Consider the following 20,549-nt stretch of genomic DNA (forward strand, 5'->3'; position numbering starts at 1 on the left):
TATCTGGTTTTTAGAGGGGGACTAAAATGAATAATACACTTAGGTTTAAGAGTGTTTATTTCAGAAAGAACTTTATCATCATACTATTAATAACTTCCATACCAGGAATGATTATTGGTGGAATGATATATTGGTTTGGCACAGAGAAAATTGAAAATGAACTACAGTTACTCCATCAGAAGCATGTGAAACAACAAGCCGGCTATTTGAATAGCCAACTTCAAGAAGTAGAAATGAAAATATCGCATGCAGGTTTTGATCTTATTTTTAATAATAGTTTAGATGAAATCGACTTCATAAAAGAGTTCAAAACAACCCATAATTTTACACAGAACCTTTTTATGTTGCAGGACAGCAATCCATTAATTTCTAAGTCCTTTTTATACATAGACTCTAAAAAGCGAGCTTTATTCAATCCTGAATATAATGAAGTGAAAAATAAGCGTGATGTAGAACAATTACAGTCACTTATATCACATAAAAGAAATATTAATTGGCAAGTACTCCCGGAATATATAATGAAGCAAAAAGGGAGATCTGGTTTGGACATAGGACTTATTCATAATATTCCTTCAGGGAGTGGACAAACTGATAGCGCACTCATTATTAAGCTCGACCATGATAAGGTGACTCAACTTGTAAGAGAGTTGAGCCCTTATCACGAAGGTGCAGCTTTTCTCGTTGAGAATGATCAACTTATTACTGCAACGAATAGTATTGAAGGCTTTCAATATGATCATCTGTTAAAGAAAAAAATATTGGAACAAAAAAGTCCCAATGGATCGTTTATATATGAGTGGAATAGCAGGAATTATTCTGTTTCTTTCGGCGAGATTAATAGGTTAAATAATGAATGGACCTATATTTCTATCTCTCCAATGACATTTATCGTCCAACCGATCATTCTATTATCGAAACTTATCATCCTTATTAGTGTAAGCGCTTTTATATTATCAGTTGTAATTACTTGGTTTGCCACTAGAAAAATGTATAGCCCATTAGAAGAGTTAATGAAAGTGCTAGCGATAACGGAAGGAAAAAAGTGGTCAGGTAAAAAGAAGAATGAATTTAAATTGATTGAAGAGAAATGGCACGAGCTTACAGAAAATAGGCAACAATTACAAACTCAAGTGATTACACATATCCCTGAATTAAAAAGTGGATTTATTATGCAGCTGATTCAGGGTCATTTGGGGGAATATACCGAAGATGATCTGACTAAGCGAATGGAAAGCTATGGTTGGAATGTGAATAGCCATTCTTTTATTATTATGGATGTTCAGTTAACAGGGTTACAGCATATTAAGGGAAGTTTTTCTCAAAGTGAAGACAGTACAATCGCATTTATTGCATCAAATGTAATTAAAGAGTTGGCAGAAGAACAATTTCGTAATATACAAATGCTGAATTTTCACGACTTTTCATTCGGGATTTTAATCTTAGAAGAGAAAACAATTTTTATGAATGAATCATTAACCAAATTTGCGGACATTGTTACAAAAGCAATGAACGAAATATTAAATTTGCAAGTTACGATTACAATTGGTGAACGAACAAGTAAGGTAAAAGAAATTCAAAAGTTATATGAAAAAGTAAAACATGGAAAACGCCTGCGTCTCTTTGAAAACAGGAATCAAGTGATTCAGTTACAGGAAGAAGAAGAATCCAAGTTGCTTACTGGCATTCATTACCCTTTTTCAATAGAAAAGCAATTGATCAAAGCGATTCGTATGGAGCAAACGGGTCTAATAGAGGATCTATTAACAAACTTTATCGAAGAGTTGATCGCAAATGAAACGAAAGAAATTAATATTCAACAAGGCATAGTTCATTTATTTAATACAATTCAAGGAGAAATCATGCAATCAGGATTTCATCCATATGAAGTTTTTGAAGGGAAAGATATCGCCAATGAATTAATGCGTCACAGGGAACCAAATAAAATTATTCATTGTTTGATGAACGAAGTTGTCGGACCGTATCTGAAAAAACTCCAAAGAATAGAAAATCGCGAGCAGAAAATATTGGTAGAGCAGGTAATCATGAAAATGATGGAAAATTATATGGATGATATTTCTTTGGAATTATATGCTGATGAAATAAACACAAATCCATACACACTTAGCAAAGCGTTTAAACAAGTAGCCGGCATTAACTTCATAGATTACTTAACAGATTTGCGAATGGATAAGGCGAAAGAACTGCTTGCGTCAACAGATTTAAAAATAAGTGATATTTCCGAGCAAGTTGGATATAGGCACAGTTATTTTAACAGAATCTTTAAGAAACAAGTTGGGTTAACCCCAAGCCAATACCGACAAGATCAAAGAATAATAGACATGCAAAAAAGTACAATTGCAGGAAAGTAAACAAAAAACTAACATCAGAGTTATAAGATGTTAGTTTTTTTAGGAGGGGTGAAATTGCAAGATTATACATTTCAGCTTGGAGAATGTTTCTATCTTAATCCATTATCTTCCACCGAACATATTCAAGATTGGAAAATGGAAGGCAATCTCAAATATTCCTTTCATGATGAGGCTCTCCACTTAGAGAATAGTCTTGATTCAGAAAAATATGGAGATAACGCTCATTGGGTTATATGGTGCCCATTTGAATTTCCAGACGAAATTGCCATACAGTGGGAATTTTCGCCTATACATGAGCCGGGATTATGCATGCTTTTCTTTGCAGCTGTTGGGCAGAATGGAAGGGATTTATTTGATGCCAGTTTGCAAGCAAGATCAGGTTTTTATCCACAATACCATTCGGGGGATATTAATGCATTGCATTTATCCTATTTTCGCAGAAAGCACGCGGAGGAGAGAGCCTTTCAAACATGCAATCTGAGGAAAAGTCATGGCTTTCATTTAGTATCAACAGGTGCAGATCCTCTTCCATCTCCGGAAGATGCAAATGCGACTTATTATTTAAAACTGATTAAGTACAGAGAATACGTGCAGTTTTCCATCAATGATTTAACCGTGCTTTCATGGAAAGATGCGGGAGAGTTTGGACCAGTATTTGGAGGTGGAAAAATTGGTTTCAGACAAATGGCCCCAATGATAGCTGCTTATAGAAATCTGAGTGTCCATAAAGTTTTTTGAAAGGAGTGGCAAGATAAAATGAACGGTACCATAGGGAAAGTTTACCACGCTTCGGATTTCATTATGAACTTGGCATACCTTAATCTTCTTTGGATTGGATCGACTTTACTCGGCGGAATCGTAATGGGATGGGCCCCAAGTACAGTTGCACTTTACACTGTAATTAGGAAATGGATTATGAAAGATCCAGATCTATCCTTTTTTAAAATGTACAAAGAAGCCTATAAAAAAGAGTTTCTGAAAGCAAATGGGTTGGGTTACATCATGGTTGCCGCCGGTCTGGTACTGACTATTAATCTACAATACTTTATACACCAAGAAGGTATCGTCTTTTTTGCACTAAAAATTTTCACATTTATTATTTTGGCTATTTATCTGAGTGCAACACTGTTATTGTTTCCGATTTATGTACAATATCAATTGACGTTTTTTCAATATTTAAATCAGTCCGTTATGATTGGGTTCGTAAAACCTTTTTGGACCTTGATTTTAATAATCGGGTTTTTGGTCATTTCCTTTATAATATTTACGCTTCCTGGATTAATCCCATTTTTTGGAATGAGCTTAAGCAGTTTTATTATCATGGCAATCGTATGTCAAATTTTTCATAGCTTGGAGAGTTCAGTGAAGCCAGATAATCCTCAAATGGAGCAATCTGCATAAGTGAACTCGATTCAGCAAGCTGAAACATCGTGGAATCAGTTATGGGTTTAAATCCTGAAAGAAAATCGGAAGAAAAGAAACAAAGGGAGTGGATAAAGATATGAAGGTAAAATGGTTGAAAATAAAGCCTAAATACAATTCGGGAGTAACATGGGGCGTACCTTGGAAACGAGGCATATTGAATAAGGAGCAGTCATTGACTTTAAGAAATAAATCTGGAATGAGCTTACCTTTACAAAGTTGGCCAATGGCTTATTGGCCGGATGGAACGGTAAAATGGACTGGACATGCTGCAGTTTTACAGGGAAAAGATGATTCTTTCGAGATTGAAACAGGCAAATCAAGTATGCCAGATCAAGTTAAGATTATGGAAACAACTGAAACATTAGAAATTACTAATGGATTGCTTGAAATCGTCATAAATAAACAGGGTCAACATATAATCGAGGCAATTAAAACGTATTCAAAATTAATTGCACACAAAGGAAAACTACTAGCTATTCATGAAGAGCGTTCTCAAGTAGATGGTGTAAAAGTAAAAACAGAAGAAACGCTTGAATGTAGGATCAAGCATGTAAATGTAGAACAAAGCGGGCCAATCAGATGTGTGATTAAATTAGCAGGTACACATTATTCAAGGAAGCAATCAAAAGATATATTCCCGTTTACTTTAAGATTATATATTTATGCAGGTAGTACGGAAATGAAAATAGTCCATACATTTTACTATGATGGTCAACCTGAAGAAAATTTTATTAAAGGGCTTGGGATTGATTTTTCCATACCACTTGAAGGCGAGTCATGGAATCGGCATGTACGGGTTGCGGGTGAGAAAGGGATATATGGTGAGCCGGGACAATTACTGCTGACTAGAAAACATAGAAACGCAAATGGGTTGTATGAAAAGCAAATTAAAGGTGAAATAATTGATCTCTCACATTCAGAGAATAAGGAACTTCTTGCACATGTAAAACAAAATGCAATTTGGAATGATTTCAAAATTAGCCAAGATTCAGCGAATCACTTCCGATTTTGTAAACGGACAAATGATCGAAATGGTTATATAGACGCCTTTCATGGCGAAAGAGCAAATGGACTTGCTTACGTAGGAGGTACAGCTGGAGGAATGGCAATCGGACTAAAAGACTTTTGGCAGAAGCATCCTACAGCACTTGAGGTTAATGCTTTAAATGAACAAACTACAAAACTTCGGGCATGGTTCTGGTCATCGGATGTAGAAGCAATGGATTTACGTCATTACAGCGAAGATACTCATGTGACAAGTGCTTATGAAGGATTTGATGAAATGCGTGCAACACCCTATGGCATTGCCAACACAAGTGAAGTATTCATTCAAAGCTATCTTGAACCACCGACAAACAACGAGTTAATGAATCAGGCACAAGAGTGGCAGGCACCGAGATTACTTGTTTGCGAGCCTGAATATTATTATGATACTAAAACGCTTGGCATATGGAGCTTACCAGATACAACAAATCAATTAAAAGCTAAAATAGAAACTCAGCTGAATGATGTGCTAGAATTTTACCAAAATGAAATTGAACAACGCAACTGGTATGGATTTTGGCATTACGGAGATGTGATGCATACTTATGACTCCATCCGGCACCAATGGCGTTATGATCTTGGTGGGTTTGCTTGGCAAAATACCGAATTGGTACCAAATATATGGTTGTGGCATACTTTTTTACGCACAGGGAGAGAAGATGTTTTTCGGATGGCAGAAGCAATGACTCGACATACGAGTGAAGTAGATTGCTATCATTTTGGAGAGTATGCTGGACTTGGTTCAAGACATAACGTTATGCATTGGGGATGTGGCTGCAAAGAAGTGCGGATCAGTATGGCGGGTCTACATAAATTCTATTATTATCTGACTGCAGATGAAAGAACAGGAGAACGTTTAACTGCGGTTCGCGATGCTGAACAGTCGCTGATCACACTTGATCCGATGAGAGCGTACTATCCAGATGATGATTATGAGACACATGCTCGTGTTGGACCTGACTGGGCAGCTTTATGTTCAAACTGGACGACGGAATGGGAAAGAACTGAAAACCCAATTTATAAAGATAGGATCATGAAAAGTATTGACCAACTTAAATCATTGCCAATGAAATTGCTATCTGGTCCTACATTTGGTTATGACCCGCGAACAAATGATCTTTATCCTATGGGGGATGGGCTTAACGCTTACCATATGGTTATTGCATTTGGTGCACCGCAGGCATGGATTGAAATCGCAGAATTAATTGATGATCATGAATGGGAAGAAATGCTTTCAGAGTTTGGCGAATTTTATATGTTAAGTAACGAAGATAAGCTCAGGAGAAGTAATGGGCAAATAAACGATCAGAATTTTAATCTCCCAATGCTAGCAGCTGGCATCATTGCATATGCAGCGAACAAGAAAACAGATGCAAACCTTGCAGAAAAAGCGTGGGGATTATTGTTGAATAATCATCAGAGTCAATTTTCTTTCCCTTTCAAAATTGAAACAATTACTGCATGGGCTAAATTAGATGAAGTCACCAATGTAACAACGAATACATCATCGCAATGGTGCCTCAATGCAATGATGGCGCTAGAATTAATCGGAGATTATTTAACGGATGATGTTTTTCGAAAAAGTATGAAAGTGCAATAAAGTATTAGTAATAGCTTCAAATGTAGTCGTAGTACGAGTTTTGAGAAGACAATTTTTTAGTATTGCAGGAAAACTAAAATTATTCTAAATTTATAATAATCTATTTGCAATTCTCTATAAAAAGATGGATGGCAAACAGAATAGAAAGCCAAAAATAGGGGGGAATTACATGCAAAAAAGCATGAAATTATTTAGCAAAAAAATGAGTATGGGGATGTTGTCTGCTCTGCTAATTGCTTCAATGGCAGCTTGTTCTGGGAAAGAAGCAAATAGTAATAAAGAAGGTACGGGTGAGGGTTATAAAAATAAAATATCCATTATGACTACCACTCATGTCCCAGAACCACCGACAAAAAACAGTCCCGCATGGAAAGAGCTTGAAAAATTTACAGATACTGAAATCGATATCACCTGGGTGTTAAATGAATACTCAGAAAAGGTAAATATTACATTAGCATCAGGTGACTTACCTAATATCTTAATGATTGAAGATAAATATCCCAGCTTTGTTAGTGCGGTTCGAGATGGTGCATTCTGGGAAATCGGTCCTTATTTAAAGGATTATTCAAATTTAAGTCAGGCAAATGAAATAGCTTTGCAAAATAGTATGATCGACGGAAAAGTGTACGGAGTTTATCGTGGACGTCCACTTGGAAGAAATGGCGTAACAATTAGAAAAGATTGGCTAAAGAATTTAGGCCTTGAAATACCAAAAACGATAGATGAATTCTACAATGTTTTGAAAGCGTTTACTAACGATGATCCAGATGGAAATGGAAAAGATGACACATACGGTATGGTCGTTTCGAAATATACTGGCCCACTTGACATTATGCAAATCTGGTTTGGTGCTCCAAATAAATGGGGGGAAGATGCTAACGGAGATTTAATACCAGATTTTATGACGGGTGAATACAAGGAAGCGTTGAAGTTCTTTAAAAAGATTTATGATGAAGGCCTAATTAATGAAGATTTTGCTGTGATGGATCCACAAAAGTGGGGAGATCCTTTACTAAATGGGGAGGCTGGAGTAATTGTTGACGTCCTTGATCGTGCGCATCGTGCGCAGGAAGAAATGATGAATGCTAATCCAGATCTTACTGATCCAATCGATGTGCTCGGGGCCCCAGCTCCATTCAATCTACCTACACTTGGTTATGCGGGAATGTTGACAATTCCTAAATCCAGCGTCAAAACGGAGGAAGAATTAAAACAAGTCCTTTCATTTATTGATAAACAAAGTGAAGCGGAAGCTCAAATTATCGCATATAACGGTGTCGAGGGCAGGCACTTTGAAATGAAAGATGGTGAATTTACGATATTATCGCCTGATAACCAGGCTTTACACCATGAATATACTTCATTCAATCAGTTTGGAACAGGCATTCCTGAAGATCGTTTTCATGCGCCACCAGTGTCGGAATTACGTGAGAAAGAAGCGGAAGTCATGAAGGAAAACGAAGATATTGTCGTTCCTAATCCAGCGGTTGCACTTATTTCAAGTGTTTATGCGACAAAAGGGCAGCAATTAGACAATATTATCAATGACGCTAGAATCCAATTCATTGTTGGTCAAATTGATGAAAAAGGGCTAGAAGATGCTGTTCAATTATGGTTAAACAGTGGTGGAAAGGACTATATAGATGAAATGAACGAAATGTATCAAGAGATTAAATAAAAATAAGCGATGACATGAGCAAGTGGATTAATCGGCACGCTTGCTCATTCATTCCTTCACTGTTAGAGAGGAGCGATTACTTGGAAAATAGAGTAGCAGCACAAATAGACGAACCAAAACTACCATTTAAAGAAAAAGTAAACACATTGGCACGCCTAAAGCGTGACCGCTGGCTTTACCTATTATTACTACCTGGATTATTATATTTTATTATTTTTAAATATTTTCCAATGTGGGGTATTGTAATTGCATTTCAGAACTATTCTCCATTTTTAGGCGTACTTGAAAGCAAATGGGTTGGTTTTGATCATTTTATGAATTTCTTTCAAAATCCAGATTTTATGAGATTACTTCGAAATACATTCATCTTCGCTGTATTAGATCTTGTTTTCTTTTTTCCAGCACCGATTATATTGGCGCTACTGCTAAATGAATTACGTAAACAAATTTATAAACGAACAGTTCAAACACTCATCTACGTCCCGCATTTTATGTCTTGGGTAATCATTGCCAGTATTACTTACATATTTTTTACAACAGGCGGTGGAGCGATAAATGAGCTCGTAACATTAGTCACTGGGAAAGAAATCAACTTTCTCGCATCCCCTACATGGTTTAGACCATTGATTATGTTACAAATTATATGGAAAGAAACAGGATGGGGTACGATTATCTTTTTAGCAGCATTATCATCCGTGGATCCCGAACAATATGATGCAGCGATTGTCGATGGTGCTGGGCGCTTTAGAAGATTATGGCATGTTACATTGCCCGCAGTTAGAAGTGTCATTGTTATTTTGCTTATCTTACGCTTAGGTAATTTTCTTGATACCGGATTCCAACAAATTTATTTGATGACGAATTCCTTGAATAGGGAAGTCGCCGATGTGTTTGATACGTATGTATATTTTGTAGGTATTACACAAGGAGCTTTTAGCTATAGTACAGCTGTAGGTTTATTTAAATCTATTGTAGGAATTGTGCTTGTCTTAGGAGCTAATAAATTAGCGAAAAAACTGGGACAGGAAGGAATTTTTTAAGACAATTAATTTGAAGGAGGTGCAGTTTCATGTCTTTGGCTAAATTACATAATACTCCAGCCGGAAGAGTATTTGATGTTTTCAATATAATCATTCTAGGTTTAATTGGTATTTTGACTGTTTTGCCATTTGCATATATTATTGCTGGTTCATTTGCGACAGAAGCGGAGTTGGCACGAAGAAGCTTCTTTATATTTCCAGAAATCTTTTCCTTTGATGCATATAAGTATATCTTTTCAACGAACACTTTCGTTCGAAGTTTACTAGTCTCTATTTTTGTCACAACAGCGGGGACAATCGTTTGTTTGCTATTTACCTTTTCAATGGCATATCCATTATCTCGCAAACATCTACTAGGCAGGAACTTTTTCTTAAATATGGTTATTTTCTCGATGCTTTTTGGTGGTGGAATGATCCCGACATTTTTGGTCGTGAAAAATCTTGGATTGTTAGATACATATTGGGCGTTAATATTACCACTTGCAATCAATCCATTTAATTTAATTATTGTAAAAACCTTTTTTCAAAATATCCCTTTTGAACTTGAGGAATCGGCAAAAATGGATGGAGCAACGGAGTTCGATGTTTTTTGGAGGATCATGCTACCACTTTCCAAACCAGTTTTAGCTACATTTGCATTATTTTATGCAGTTGGTATTTGGAATGACTTTTTTAGTGCATTATTGTATATCAATGATAATACTAAATTGCCAGTGCAAGTATTACTTCAACAAATTATTATCCTCTCACAAGGTCTAGGGGCAGATGCATCTATGGGCGGTGACTACGTTGAACCACCTGACCAATCATTGAAGTTGGCAGTAGTTGTCGTAGCAACAATTCCGATTTTGATTGTTTACCCATTTCTACAGAAACATTTTGCAAAAGGAATGCTATTGGGATCTGTAAAAGGGTAATAATGATGAAGGAGACATAAATTTATGAAAAAAATAGAAGTATTTTTAGCAGGTGACTCTACGGTTCAAACATATAAAACGGCCGATGCGCCACAGGCTGGGTGGGGACAATACATCGATCAATATTTTGATAAAAATATCACTTTTCATAATCACGCAATTGGTGGTCGAAGCTCTAAGACCTTTATTGAGGAATCGCGGCTAGATTCAATGTTACAAGAAATGAAAGTTGATGATTATTTGCTTGTTCAAATGGGACATAATGATTCTACGATTAGTCGGCAGGAGCGTTATACAGAACCATACACTACGTATAAACAATATTTACAATTGTTTATTGACGGCGCACGAAAAAAGCAATCAGTTCCGATTTTAATCACACCAGTTGCTAGGTTACATGTAGAAGATGGACAGTTTATCAATGATTTTCCGGACTATTGTCGGGCAATGAAGGAATTGGCTGAAGAAAACAGTGTCCAGCTAATTGATTTAAATACTTTTAGTCTTGAATACTATAGATCTATTGGCTATGAAGCCTCGAAGAAGCTATTTATGATTTCCGTAAATGGGACCGATTGTACACATTTTACTGAAGCTGGTGCAAAAATAACAGCAGAGATAGTCGCCACAGAGTTAACAAAATCGTTGTCGCTTTGCAAATAATTTTAAAGGATAAACCTTGTATATTGGACATGTATTATAAATAGTCCTTATTCAAGGTTTTATTTATTTTTCTATGAAGAGTAGCTTGAGACGGGCAACCAATCCTTTTATCGCAGATTAACGGGCAGTAAGGGCCCGATTGGTTCAGGCCAACAGGATGTTGGTCACTCAGGCGTTGCCGCAGGACGCGGCGACCTTAGCCTGAGTTCCTTAACAATCAGTGGGGGATGATAGAAAGCCCCCACTGATTGAAGTTTCACTTTATTTTTGCAGCAGATAATTACATTTTTGTACTGGTACCTACCGCTTTTAATGAACTAACATATCTTCCACGTCATGAACATATCCTCCATTTTCGCTTGATCCTCTAATATGCGCATAGATTGTAAGATTAAGCGATTGTTTCCCTCTTGTTTCCGTAGTTATACTAAAATTTGTAAGCTAAACTTAGAAAGGAAGAAAGGGGAGCTGGAGGTATGGATGATTCTTCTGCACAAGATCGTATAACGTCTAATGTAAGAAGCAGTACAAATCTAATATTTAAAAAATCAAAAAACAACTACTTAGAAAACATAAAAAGACATTGGATGCTATATGTAATGATTCTGCCTGGAATCGTATTTTACATTGTGTTTAAGTACATTCCTTTGTTAGGAAGTATTATCGCCTTTCAAGATTATCAAATATTTAAAGGTTTATGGCATAGTCCATGGGTTGGGTTAGATAATTTTCGTTTTTTATTTTCCTATCAGGATTTTTATCAAGTATTACGAAACACGGCTCTCATTGCATTTTATCAATTAGTGTTTGGGTTTCCAGCACCAATTATTCTTGCTTTATTATTTAATGAAATAAGGTCATTAATCGCCAAAAAAACAGTACAAAGTTTGTTTTACCTGCCGCATTTCTTATCTTGGGTCGTAGTAGGTGGCATTGTTTTCGAATTATTATCAACACAAGGAATTGTAAACGCTATCCGTGATTTATTCGGCTTGGAACCAATTTTATTTATGCAAGAGGAAAAACATTTCCGTTTGATCGTCGTTCTATCAAGTATATGGAAAGAAGTAGGTTGGGGAACAATTATTTATTTGGCTGCAATTGCCGGAATTAATCCTAATTTATATGAGGCAGCAGTCGTAGATGGTGCTAATCGTTGGAAACAAACAATCTACATTACTATCCCTATGTTATTTCCAACAATATTAGTTTTGTTTTTACTTAACATCGGAAATTTCCTGGAACTCGGTTTTGATCAAATCTTTAACTTGTTAACACCGATGACTTATGCTGTTGGAGATATTATTGAAACATATGTGTATCGGGCTGGGGTTTTACAAGGGCAATACAGTCTGACAACAGCAATTGGGATTTTTCAGTCAGTAATCGGCTTTACCCTGTTATGGATATTTAATCGATTTGCCAGAAAATCAGAACAGGGGTTGTGGTAATGAAAAGGACAAAAGGTGAGATCGGTTTTCAATTTATTAATTATATTTTCCTTACATTAGCAGCGGCAACGATGATCGCTCCCTTAATTCAATTATTAGCTGTATCGTTTAGCTCACCAACCGCAGCAGATTCAAAAAAAGTATTTCTATTTCCAGTAGAATTTACAACAGATACTTGGGGGCATATTTTACAAAATACAGTTTTGTGGAAGTCTTTCGGGATTACAGTCTTTATCACAATCGTAGGAACATTTCTAAGTATGCTTTTTTCAGTTATGACAGCGTTCCCATTATCAAGGAGAGAGTTTTTACTTAGGAAACCGATCATGTTTGCTATTGTTATTACAATGATCTTTAACGCTCCGATGATTCCGTTCTTTTTGACAGTGAAAGAGCTTGGAATGATGAATTCCCTCTGGTCTCTTATTATTCCAGGTTTAATAGGGACGTTTAATATGATTATCATTCGTACCTTTTTCATGGGAATTCCAAGTGATCTAGATGATGCTGCAAAAATGGACGGTTGTCATGATTTTCGGTTATTGTTTCAAATATATTTGCCGCTATCCAAGCCCGTGCTGGCAACTGTAGGTCTATTTTATGCTGTTGGATATTGGAATACCTTCCAAAGAGCTGTACTTTTCTTACGCGATCCGAATTTATGGCCATTGCAATTGCGACTTAGGGCTTATTTCACATCACCTGAGGAATTGGCGGCGGTCGATCTTATTATGGGAGACTATGATTTTAATACAACCACATTAAAAGCGGCAACGATCATTTTTGCAACGGTACCAATTATTTTGGTATATCCATATCTACAAAGATATTTTGTGAAGGGGGCTGTACTTGGTTCACTTAAAGAATAGTAATATGAATCTATAAAAAAAATCCGAGGGGGAAGGTTTATGTCGAAAATGATTAGCAAACCATTTATCTTATTAACACTTGCTTTGGTGTTTGTTTTTATTACCACTGTGGCATGTAGCAGTAAAACAGACAAAGTAGATAATTCAGCAGAAGGTGATAGTGGAAAAGGTGAAGATCTTGTAAAAATAAGAGTATACAAAAGTCATTTAGGAAAGGGAACCATCCCAGGAAGTGATGACGCACATGTCCAGTATGTAGCTGAGAAAACGGGTGTGGAATATGAATTGATGACTACCCCGGCAGGCTCAGATCCAACTGAACAATTAAATTTGATGATTGCATCGGAGGATATGCCCGATATACTCCGGCCAATAGGCGGTATTGAGCAAACATTAATTAAACAAGGTGGTGCATTGCCACTAGATGAACTCCTACCAAAATATGCTCCACATGTCTGGGAAAGTATACCTGAAGAAGCATGGGATGTAGTAAGGACTGCTTCTGACGATGGCAAAATATATTATATACCAAAAGTATTTCTTGTTCCTGAACGGGCACCATTAATTCGTCAAGATTGGATAGACGCTGTTGGGCTTGAAATGCCAAAATCGATTGAGGATTATAAAGAGTTACTCATTGCATTTCGTGATAAAGATCCAAATGGGAACGGAAAGAAGGATGAGCTACCAACCTCTGGTAGAGAATTTGGCAAATGGATGGATCACCTATTCGCTATTTATGGTGTGGCGATGTGGGAAGGAGTTCCAGAATGGGATATATATGATGGGAAAATAAATTATGCAGGGACTTCAGAAAATATGAAGGAAGCAATCGTATTTATTCGCGAATTATATGAGGAAAAATTACTTGATAATGAAACCTTTTTAAACAAAGGTGAAGTTTGGACCGCGAAAATAAATAATAACGTAGTTGGTAGTTGGTATCACTTACCTGCTAATTTGCGTGATCGTTATAATGCGATGAAAGAAGGAGCACCAGATGCGTACGTGGTAGGTATGCCTTTACCCAAAGTGGAAGGATTTGAGGGATATGTTACCCAAAAGAGCATGGGGGAGGCTGAATGGATGATTCCTACGATTTCTGAGGGGAAGGCTGCTGATGCGCTCAAACTACTAGATTTCTTTTACAATAATGATAATGAAGACTTCCTTCGTTTTGGAATAGAGGGAGCACAGCACAAAGTGGAGGATGGAAAAAAATCGCTAATTCCCGCAACAGATGAAACACCAATCGCATTGGGGATGCGAAATTTAACTACAGACGAAGATATGCAAAAACGGATTGAAGAAACGATCCCAGAAGATCAACAGCAAATGGTAAAAGACATTTTTGTTGTCAGTACTGCAGATGCAAGAAGAATAGCAGGGGATGGTTTGCCGAGTACAGTTTATGAAGGATTCCCCGACATACAATCGCATAAATTATTTCAAGAGTATTTAACAAAAATTATCATTGGTCAATGGCCGATAGAAAAGTTTGATGAATTTGTAGAAAGATGGAAGCAAGCGGGCGGTGATGCTGTAACTGAGCGAGTTCAGGAATGGTATGAAAAAGTAAATTAATATATTGAAGCCTTGATATCTGATTATAATACGGAGATTCACCTGCCGCGGATGTATTAGGAAGGGGATCTCCATACAAAAGTTCACCAATCCATATGAAAATAAAATATATTTTTTAGTGGAGGTATAAAATGAAGAGATCTCTGTTACTAATCTTATCTATTGTTCTATGTTTTTCTTTTTTTTCAATGCCAATTACTACAGTAAAAGCGGATAATAGCTTGCTACCCGCATTTCCGGGTGCGGAAGGGTTTGGATATGCCTCAAAAGGGGGACGTGGTGGAGAGGTTTACCATGTCACTAGTTATGAGCTTACTGGCCCGGGTACATTTTATGACGCACTGATGACAGCAGGGGATGTTCCTCGTACGGTTGTTTTTGATATATCAGGTGAAATTACGATCCCAAAAACGGTTGTAAAGAATAAAGCAAATATCACCATTGCTGGTCAAACTGCACCCGGGGACGGTGTAACAATACGAGGAGAAACGATCCGTTTCATTAATTCTAACGATATCGTTATAAGGTATTTACGTTTTCGCCCGGGATCCCCAGAGAATTTTAACGATGATGCGATGTATATTGAGGATAGTCCAAATGTGATCATCGATCATTGTAGTTTTTCATGGGGAGGGGATGAAGTATTATCCATCAAAAGTAAGAATTATGAAGATCCGAAATCTAAAAATATAACCGTACAATGGACGATGATGTCTGAGGGTCTTCTTACTCACTCTATGGGTGGATTGATTGAGATGAATACGATCACGATGCACCACAATTTGTATGCCCATAATAATGATAGAAATCCAAAAACAAAAGGTCAAATGGACTTTGTCAATAACATCGTTTATAACTGGGGACAATTCGCCTATGTTGCTGGGGGGGAGTCTGGAACGAAAGGCTATGGAAATGTTGTTGGTAATTACTTTATAGCTGGTTTAAATACGAAAGACCCTCAATATGCGATTGTCCGTGGGAATGAAAATTATAATGTATACATGGAAAACAATCGGATAGATAGTAATAAAAATGGAACTTTAGATGGTACTGATACAGGAACAGATATGATTGAAAAGGAAAGACCTGCTAATGTAGTTTCGGAAAGATATGAATACCCATTAGTTCATACCCAAGAACCTCAGGAAGCATATGAATATATTTTGGATTATGCTGGGGCATCTATATTCCGAGATGCAGTAGATGAGCGTGTTATTAATAGTGTAAGAGATCAAACAGGAACGATTATTGGTCATGAAAATGATGTAGGAGGATATCCTGCATTAGAAAAAGGAACCCTTCTTCCAGATTCAGATGGAGATGGGATGCCTGATGAATGGGAGTTAGCAAATGGATTGAATCCTTTTGATCCAGAGGATAGAAATGGAGATATGAAAGGACAGGGTTATACAAATCTAGAATATTACTTGAATGAACTTGCAGAACCAGGATTTCCTTCTGATTATCCAATGTCTCCGCCAAAATGGGATGGTCCAGTATTTACACCACCGACTGAACCGACTACAGATCCTGATCCTGTTCCAGAGACCGTAAAGAGTATGGATGGGGATATTTTAAGAAATGTTATGATCAATGATAATAGCAGTAAAGGAATCGAAAATGCAAAAAAATGGACTGTTGAAAAGAATTTACAGATAGGTGATATTGTCGCAGCAGATCGAGCTACTGGAAGCAATGTTTACAGATTTACCACGATTCCAGATGAAGTTTTAGGTTCAGAATGGATTCGAACAGCGGTTGAATCCAGAGGTGCTACAAGCGATGATTTAATTTCTTTTTACTTGGCAGCAGATGCGGATGTCTATGTTGCACATGATTCAAGGATTACCTCAAAGCCCGAGTGGTTAAAAGCCAACTATGAAGATACTGGCGAGACCATGATTGATAGTCAGCCTGTGAATTTTGAATTATATAAAAAGCATTATCCTGCTGGATCATTTGTTAAAATGGGACCGAATAATAGCACATCTCGAATGAATTATTTTGTGATGATTAAACCAACAGGTTCACAAGGGGAGCGTCCTGTGAATCCACCAATGGATTTGGTAGCTGAAATAACCTCAGATGATTCTATTGCCCTTAATTGGTCACCTGTAAATGAAGCGGAAACTTATTTAATTTATCGTTCTTCAATGGTAGATAACAATTTTAAAGTGATCGGTAGTTCTAAAAATAAGGAATATATAGATGAGACTTTTGAATTAGGAATAACATATAATTACAAAGTTTCTGCAGTAAACGCAGGCGGTGAATCCCCGCAATCTCTATCCGCGGAGGTATTTCCTTTTGATTCAACAGAACCGGTCCCTTCTGCGCCTAAAGGATTAACGGTACCGGTAGTAAAGAGTACGTTTACTGAATTAGATTGGGATTCGGTAGAAAAAGCAGTCTTTTATAATGTATATAGGGCAACAGAACTAGATGGTCCTTATAATAAAATCGCTAGTTCATTTAATCCAAAATATACGGATAAGACAGTTACCCCTTCTACAACGTATTACTATAAAGTATCGGCCAATGGCATTGGTGGAAAGTCGAAAAAGTCAGACAGTGTGGAGATAAAGACAACACAAGCAGTGAATGTACCAGAAGTTCCAAGAGGTTTAGCTGCGAAGAAAGTCGCAACTTCTAGCATTGAGATTGATTGGGATACAGTTAAAGATGCGGAAACTTATAACATATATAGGAAAGCGGATGGCGATGATTCGTTTACGCTAATAAACGAAACTTCATCGACTACCTATATTGACCAATCCATTGATACCAAGAAAACTGGTTACACGTATGTAATCACAGCAGTCAATGAGATGGGGGAATCAGAACCGTCAGAAGAATTAAGTACTACAATGCCATTACCCTTAGCCCCATCTAATCTGTTCGTTGGATTAGCGGGAGAGTCTTTTGTGGGATTAATTTGGCAAGAAGGGGGAGGAGGTAGCCAATATATTATTTATCGGGAAGCGAATGGTAAAGTTGAACAGGTAGGAGCTTCCAAGGTAAATACTTTTTATGATCGGACACCAGAGGTTGGCGTTGAATATACCTATTATATCAAAGCTGAGAATGGAGCAGGTGAATCTGAAAAGTCTAATGCTGTGAAAATTATTCCAAGTGTTGTTAGTGCAGATAGTATGAAGACGCTAGTAGAGCTATTTGAGAAAGAAGGGGAATTCAAAAATAAAGGTTCCGCACAAAGTTTGAAAATGCACCTTACAGCTATTAGCCTTTATGAAAAGCGAGAAGCTAAAGATAAAATAGTTAAGCATATGCAAAGCTTTCATCAGTTAATTAATATGCAAAATGAAAATGCTTTAATATCCAATTCTGCATATAACATTTTGAAACACTATGCGATATCAATGGATAAAAAGTGGCAGTAAAATAATCTTTGATTCTCTTGGGGGCCAAAACCCCCAAGAATTTACTAAAGGGTTCGGGAAAGTCAAATGGAAATGATAGGAAATCAAGTTCATATGTATCCTGATATGAATATTTACCGTATTCGGAAAAATGGGCATGTAGTATAATGTAAAGTACGAAAAGAGGGAAAAATACATGCCTAATTTTATCCGAAGATGGTTTGGATATAATTTACTCAATACTCAGACAAGGCTTTTATTGTTTTTAACCATTGCTATTTTCCTTATCATTTTAATTGTCAGTATTACCTCTTACAAGACATCAAAGTCTGTGCTCCAAGAACAATTAAATGATCCGCAACAGCAGATGCTTCAAATTAGTATGAATTTTATTGATGAAGCAATTAAGGAAAGTGACAGAAGTGCCATTGAAGTCGCATTAAATGATCATGTTTACCGTTTTCTCACGAATAATATGCAAAAAAATCCTTATGAAAACATTACAGAAATTTACAAGTTATTATCAACATTAATCGATAATTCATCGATTATAAAAAGTATATATATATACGATATTGACAAAGGAAGCTTTGTTACTATTCCACAGGGCTATAGTTCGACAAAATTGACATTCATTGATTCCGAATGGACTAGTGTTGCGGCGGCTGATCTTAACGAAAAGATGATGGTAGTGAAAAAAAGAGATGTGCCTGAAGGGGCTAAAAACAGTGGATCAGCAATCACTCTATTTAGAAAAATTATGATTCAAGGTGAGTTTAAAGGAATTGTCGCAATTAACTTAAAAGAAGCAGAATTATTCGCAAAAATTAATCCTCCAGAGCTGACAAATTTGAATAGTATGCGTTTTATCATTGATGAGCAAAAAGAAGTGCTTTACTCTACTTCGAATTATCCTTTTGATAAAGCTGCAATGGAACATGGACTCTCGGAGCTAAGAAAAGAAAGATTAGGTGATTTCACATATAAAGGTGAGACGCTTTTAGCTAGCCAGCTACAATCTTCAATTACGGGCTGGCAATATGTTTCCCTCGTAACACAAGATAGTATCCTTGCTAAATCCAGGAAAGTTGGAAGCGTTGTATTTCTAGTTTCGCTTATTGCCCTTTTCATTGGAGCCATTGTGATTATCTATATTAATGTTAAAGTTTTTCGCCCAGTTTTTCGACTAAAACAGCTATTTAGAACAAAGGGGCAGGATATGAGTCATCATGATTTAAGTTATTTGGAGAATTTAGCAGGTGAGTTATTATATGATCGTGCCCATTTATCTAAATTACTTGACGCTGCTAAAGCAGAGGCTTCTTCAAAATTTATTTACGATATTTATCGAGGAAATATAAAAAATGGAGTCGAAATTAGAGAAAAATGGGGTGGCTACTTTAAAGAATGGAATAATGAAAGCTTGATAGTGGCTATTATATCGATAGACAATTTTACTGAATGGGGAATTCAATTTCCAAATTCAGATCATTCACTGTTAAAATTTGCACTTAAAAATATTATATCGGAGGTACTTACGGATCGGTCGTATAATGAATGTGTTGATTTTGGTAAGGATAAAATCGCAATATTACTTCAACCAAATGGTAGCGATGAGGTGCTATACCACGACTTAATGAAAGCGCTATCCGTTTCAGAGCGCTTGCTAGGCTTTAGCGCTTCAGTTGGTATAAGCTATCCTAAAACGGAACCAGAAGAGATTCAAGGGGCGGTATTTGAAGCTGAAACGGCTCTTGGATATAGATTATATAAGGGTTATGGAAGTGTAATAAAAATTAGTGATTGTAAAATTGTTGATCATAATAATTCAACGGTAAAGGATAATGCCCTAGAACAATTATCTGAGTCAATGATTGGGGGGGATGTATCACGATCATTGAAAATAGTTGAAGATAAGATTCAAAAGCTAAGAAACAATCAATTCTTACCTTCAATTGCTTTATCTTTATTAAATGAAATGAGATCTGTCATTTGGAATATGGAACAGGAAAAGCATGTAGACAGCATAGAGCAACAAGCTTGGAATAGAAAACTAGAATCAATTTCTCTAGATGACGTTGAGATGTTTTTAAGGAAGGGTGTATTAGAAGAGACTGAAAAAAGGAGAGTATTTATTCAGAACAAAGAAATTATATTATGTGAGAAAATGATTACTTATATGAAGGAAAATTTAAATGAAGCAATTGGCATTACTGAAATTGCCGATTCTACCGGAATTAGTGTAAGTTTAGCGAGTCAAATCTTTAAAGAAAAAACAGATGAAACGATCTATGGATATTTTACGAGATTGAGAATAGAGCGTGCCGAAGATCTTTTATTAAATACAGACGAAAAAGTATCGTCCATTGCATTTAAGGTGGGGTACCAGCATGAAAATAGCTTTATTCGAGTATTTCGCAAATATAAAAATATCACACCTGGTAAATATCGTGAAATGTTAAAAGACAAAAAAAGGACCATTGGCTGAGTAAACACATCAGCAAGCTGAAACATCGGGGAATGAATCAG

Annotated in this window: 13 protein-coding genes; all 13 read left to right on the forward strand. The window is 36.5% G+C overall.

Features of this window, described 5'->3' with window-relative positions; genetic code table 11:
* Positions 1-26: 26 nt before the first annotated feature.
* The 13 genes from MHB53_RS02790 (at position 27) to MHB53_RS02850 (ending at position 20,508) form a co-directional block, all read left to right on the forward strand.
* Positions 27-2,369: an AraC family transcriptional regulator gene (locus MHB53_RS02790; protein WP_340915631.1), complete on the forward strand. Its 2,343-nt coding sequence runs from the start codon at positions 27-29 to the stop codon at positions 2,367-2,369.
* Between the two features lie 27 nt (positions 2,370-2,396).
* On the forward strand, positions 2,397-3,107 hold the full coding sequence (locus MHB53_RS02795; RefSeq protein WP_445661392.1) for a DUF1961 family protein: 711 nt from the start codon (positions 2,397-2,399) through the stop codon (positions 3,105-3,107).
* An 18-nt stretch (positions 3,108-3,125) separates the two neighbouring features.
* Positions 3,126-3,770, forward strand: coding sequence for a YesL family protein (locus tag MHB53_RS02800; RefSeq protein ID WP_340915633.1), 645 nt, complete (start codon positions 3,126-3,128; stop codon positions 3,768-3,770).
* Positions 3,771-3,870: 100 nt separating this feature from the next.
* Positions 3,871-6,438, forward strand: coding sequence for an exo-rhamnogalacturonan lyase family protein (locus MHB53_RS02805; protein WP_340915634.1), 2,568 nt, complete (start codon positions 3,871-3,873; stop codon positions 6,436-6,438).
* Positions 6,439-6,619: 181 nt separating this feature from the next.
* Positions 6,620-8,116, forward strand: coding sequence for an extracellular solute-binding protein (locus MHB53_RS02810; RefSeq protein ID WP_340924433.1), 1,497 nt, complete (start codon positions 6,620-6,622; stop codon positions 8,114-8,116).
* An 80-nt stretch (positions 8,117-8,196) separates the two neighbouring features.
* Positions 8,197-9,156, forward strand: a complete 960-nt coding sequence (locus tag MHB53_RS02815) for an ABC transporter permease (protein WP_445661393.1) — start codon at positions 8,197-8,199, stop codon at positions 9,154-9,156.
* A 29-nt stretch (positions 9,157-9,185) separates the two neighbouring features.
* On the forward strand, positions 9,186-10,073 hold the full coding sequence (locus MHB53_RS02820; protein ID WP_340915635.1) for a carbohydrate ABC transporter permease: 888 nt from the start codon (positions 9,186-9,188) through the stop codon (positions 10,071-10,073).
* 24 nt (positions 10,074-10,097) lie between these two features.
* Complete coding sequence (locus tag MHB53_RS02825; protein ID WP_340915636.1) at positions 10,098-10,736, forward strand: rhamnogalacturonan acetylesterase; 639 nt, start codon at positions 10,098-10,100, stop codon at positions 10,734-10,736.
* A 587-nt stretch (positions 10,737-11,323) separates the two neighbouring features.
* Positions 11,324-12,187, forward strand: coding sequence for an ABC transporter permease (locus MHB53_RS02830; RefSeq protein ID WP_340924437.1), 864 nt, complete (start codon positions 11,324-11,326; stop codon positions 12,185-12,187).
* On the forward strand, positions 12,187-13,056 hold the full coding sequence (locus tag MHB53_RS02835; RefSeq protein ID WP_340915637.1) for a carbohydrate ABC transporter permease: 870 nt from the start codon (positions 12,187-12,189) through the stop codon (positions 13,054-13,056). The genes MHB53_RS02830 and MHB53_RS02835 overlap by 1 nt, the downstream gene beginning before the upstream one ends.
* Before the next feature lie 39 nt (positions 13,057-13,095).
* Positions 13,096-14,640, forward strand: a complete 1,545-nt coding sequence (locus MHB53_RS02840; RefSeq protein ID WP_340915638.1) for an extracellular solute-binding protein — start codon at positions 13,096-13,098, stop codon at positions 14,638-14,640.
* Positions 14,641-14,771: 131 nt separating this feature from the next.
* On the forward strand, positions 14,772-18,041 hold the full coding sequence (locus tag MHB53_RS02845; protein WP_340915639.1) for an FIMAH domain-containing protein: 3,270 nt from the start codon (positions 14,772-14,774) through the stop codon (positions 18,039-18,041).
* Positions 18,042-18,216: 175 nt separating this feature from the next.
* Positions 18,217-20,508: an AraC family transcriptional regulator gene (locus MHB53_RS02850; protein WP_340915640.1), complete on the forward strand. Its 2,292-nt coding sequence runs from the start codon at positions 18,217-18,219 to the stop codon at positions 20,506-20,508.
* The last annotated feature ends 41 nt before the right edge of the window (positions 20,509-20,549 follow it).

This window comes from Bacillus sp. FSL K6-3431 (assembly GCF_038002605.1).
Classification (GTDB): domain Bacteria; phylum Bacillota; class Bacilli; order Bacillales; family Bacillaceae_C; genus Lederbergia.

Bases quoted from the DNA above. Each gene is read 5' to 3' on its own strand.
- MHB53_RS02840 (WP_340915638.1), top strand. From the start codon at position 13,096: ATGTCGAAAATGATTAGCAAACCATTTATCTTATTAACACTTGCTTTG.
- MHB53_RS02800 (WP_340915633.1), top strand. From the start codon at position 3,126: ATGAACGGTACCATAGGGAAAGTTTACCACGCTTCGGATTTCATTATG.
- MHB53_RS02805 (WP_340915634.1), top strand. From the start codon at position 3,871: ATGAAGGTAAAATGGTTGAAAATAAAGCCTAAATACAATTCGGGAGTA.
- MHB53_RS02790 (WP_340915631.1), top strand. From the start codon at position 27: ATGAATAATACACTTAGGTTTAAGAGTGTTTATTTCAGAAAGAACTTT.
- MHB53_RS02835 (WP_340915637.1), top strand. From the start codon at position 12,187: ATGAAAAGGACAAAAGGTGAGATCGGTTTTCAATTTATTAATTATATT.
- MHB53_RS02795 (WP_445661392.1), top strand. From the start codon at position 2,397: ATGTTAGTTTTTTTAGGAGGGGTGAAATTGCAAGATTATACATTTCAG.
- MHB53_RS02810 (WP_340924433.1), top strand. From the start codon at position 6,620: ATGAAATTATTTAGCAAAAAAATGAGTATGGGGATGTTGTCTGCTCTG.
- MHB53_RS02830 (WP_340924437.1), top strand. From the start codon at position 11,324: ATGCTATATGTAATGATTCTGCCTGGAATCGTATTTTACATTGTGTTT.
- MHB53_RS02845 (WP_340915639.1), top strand. From the start codon at position 14,772: ATGAAGAGATCTCTGTTACTAATCTTATCTATTGTTCTATGTTTTTCT.
- MHB53_RS02850 (WP_340915640.1), top strand. From the start codon at position 18,217: ATGCCTAATTTTATCCGAAGATGGTTTGGATATAATTTACTCAATACT.
- MHB53_RS02820 (WP_340915635.1), top strand. From the start codon at position 9,186: ATGTCTTTGGCTAAATTACATAATACTCCAGCCGGAAGAGTATTTGAT.
- MHB53_RS02825 (WP_340915636.1), top strand. From the start codon at position 10,098: ATGAAAAAAATAGAAGTATTTTTAGCAGGTGACTCTACGGTTCAAACA.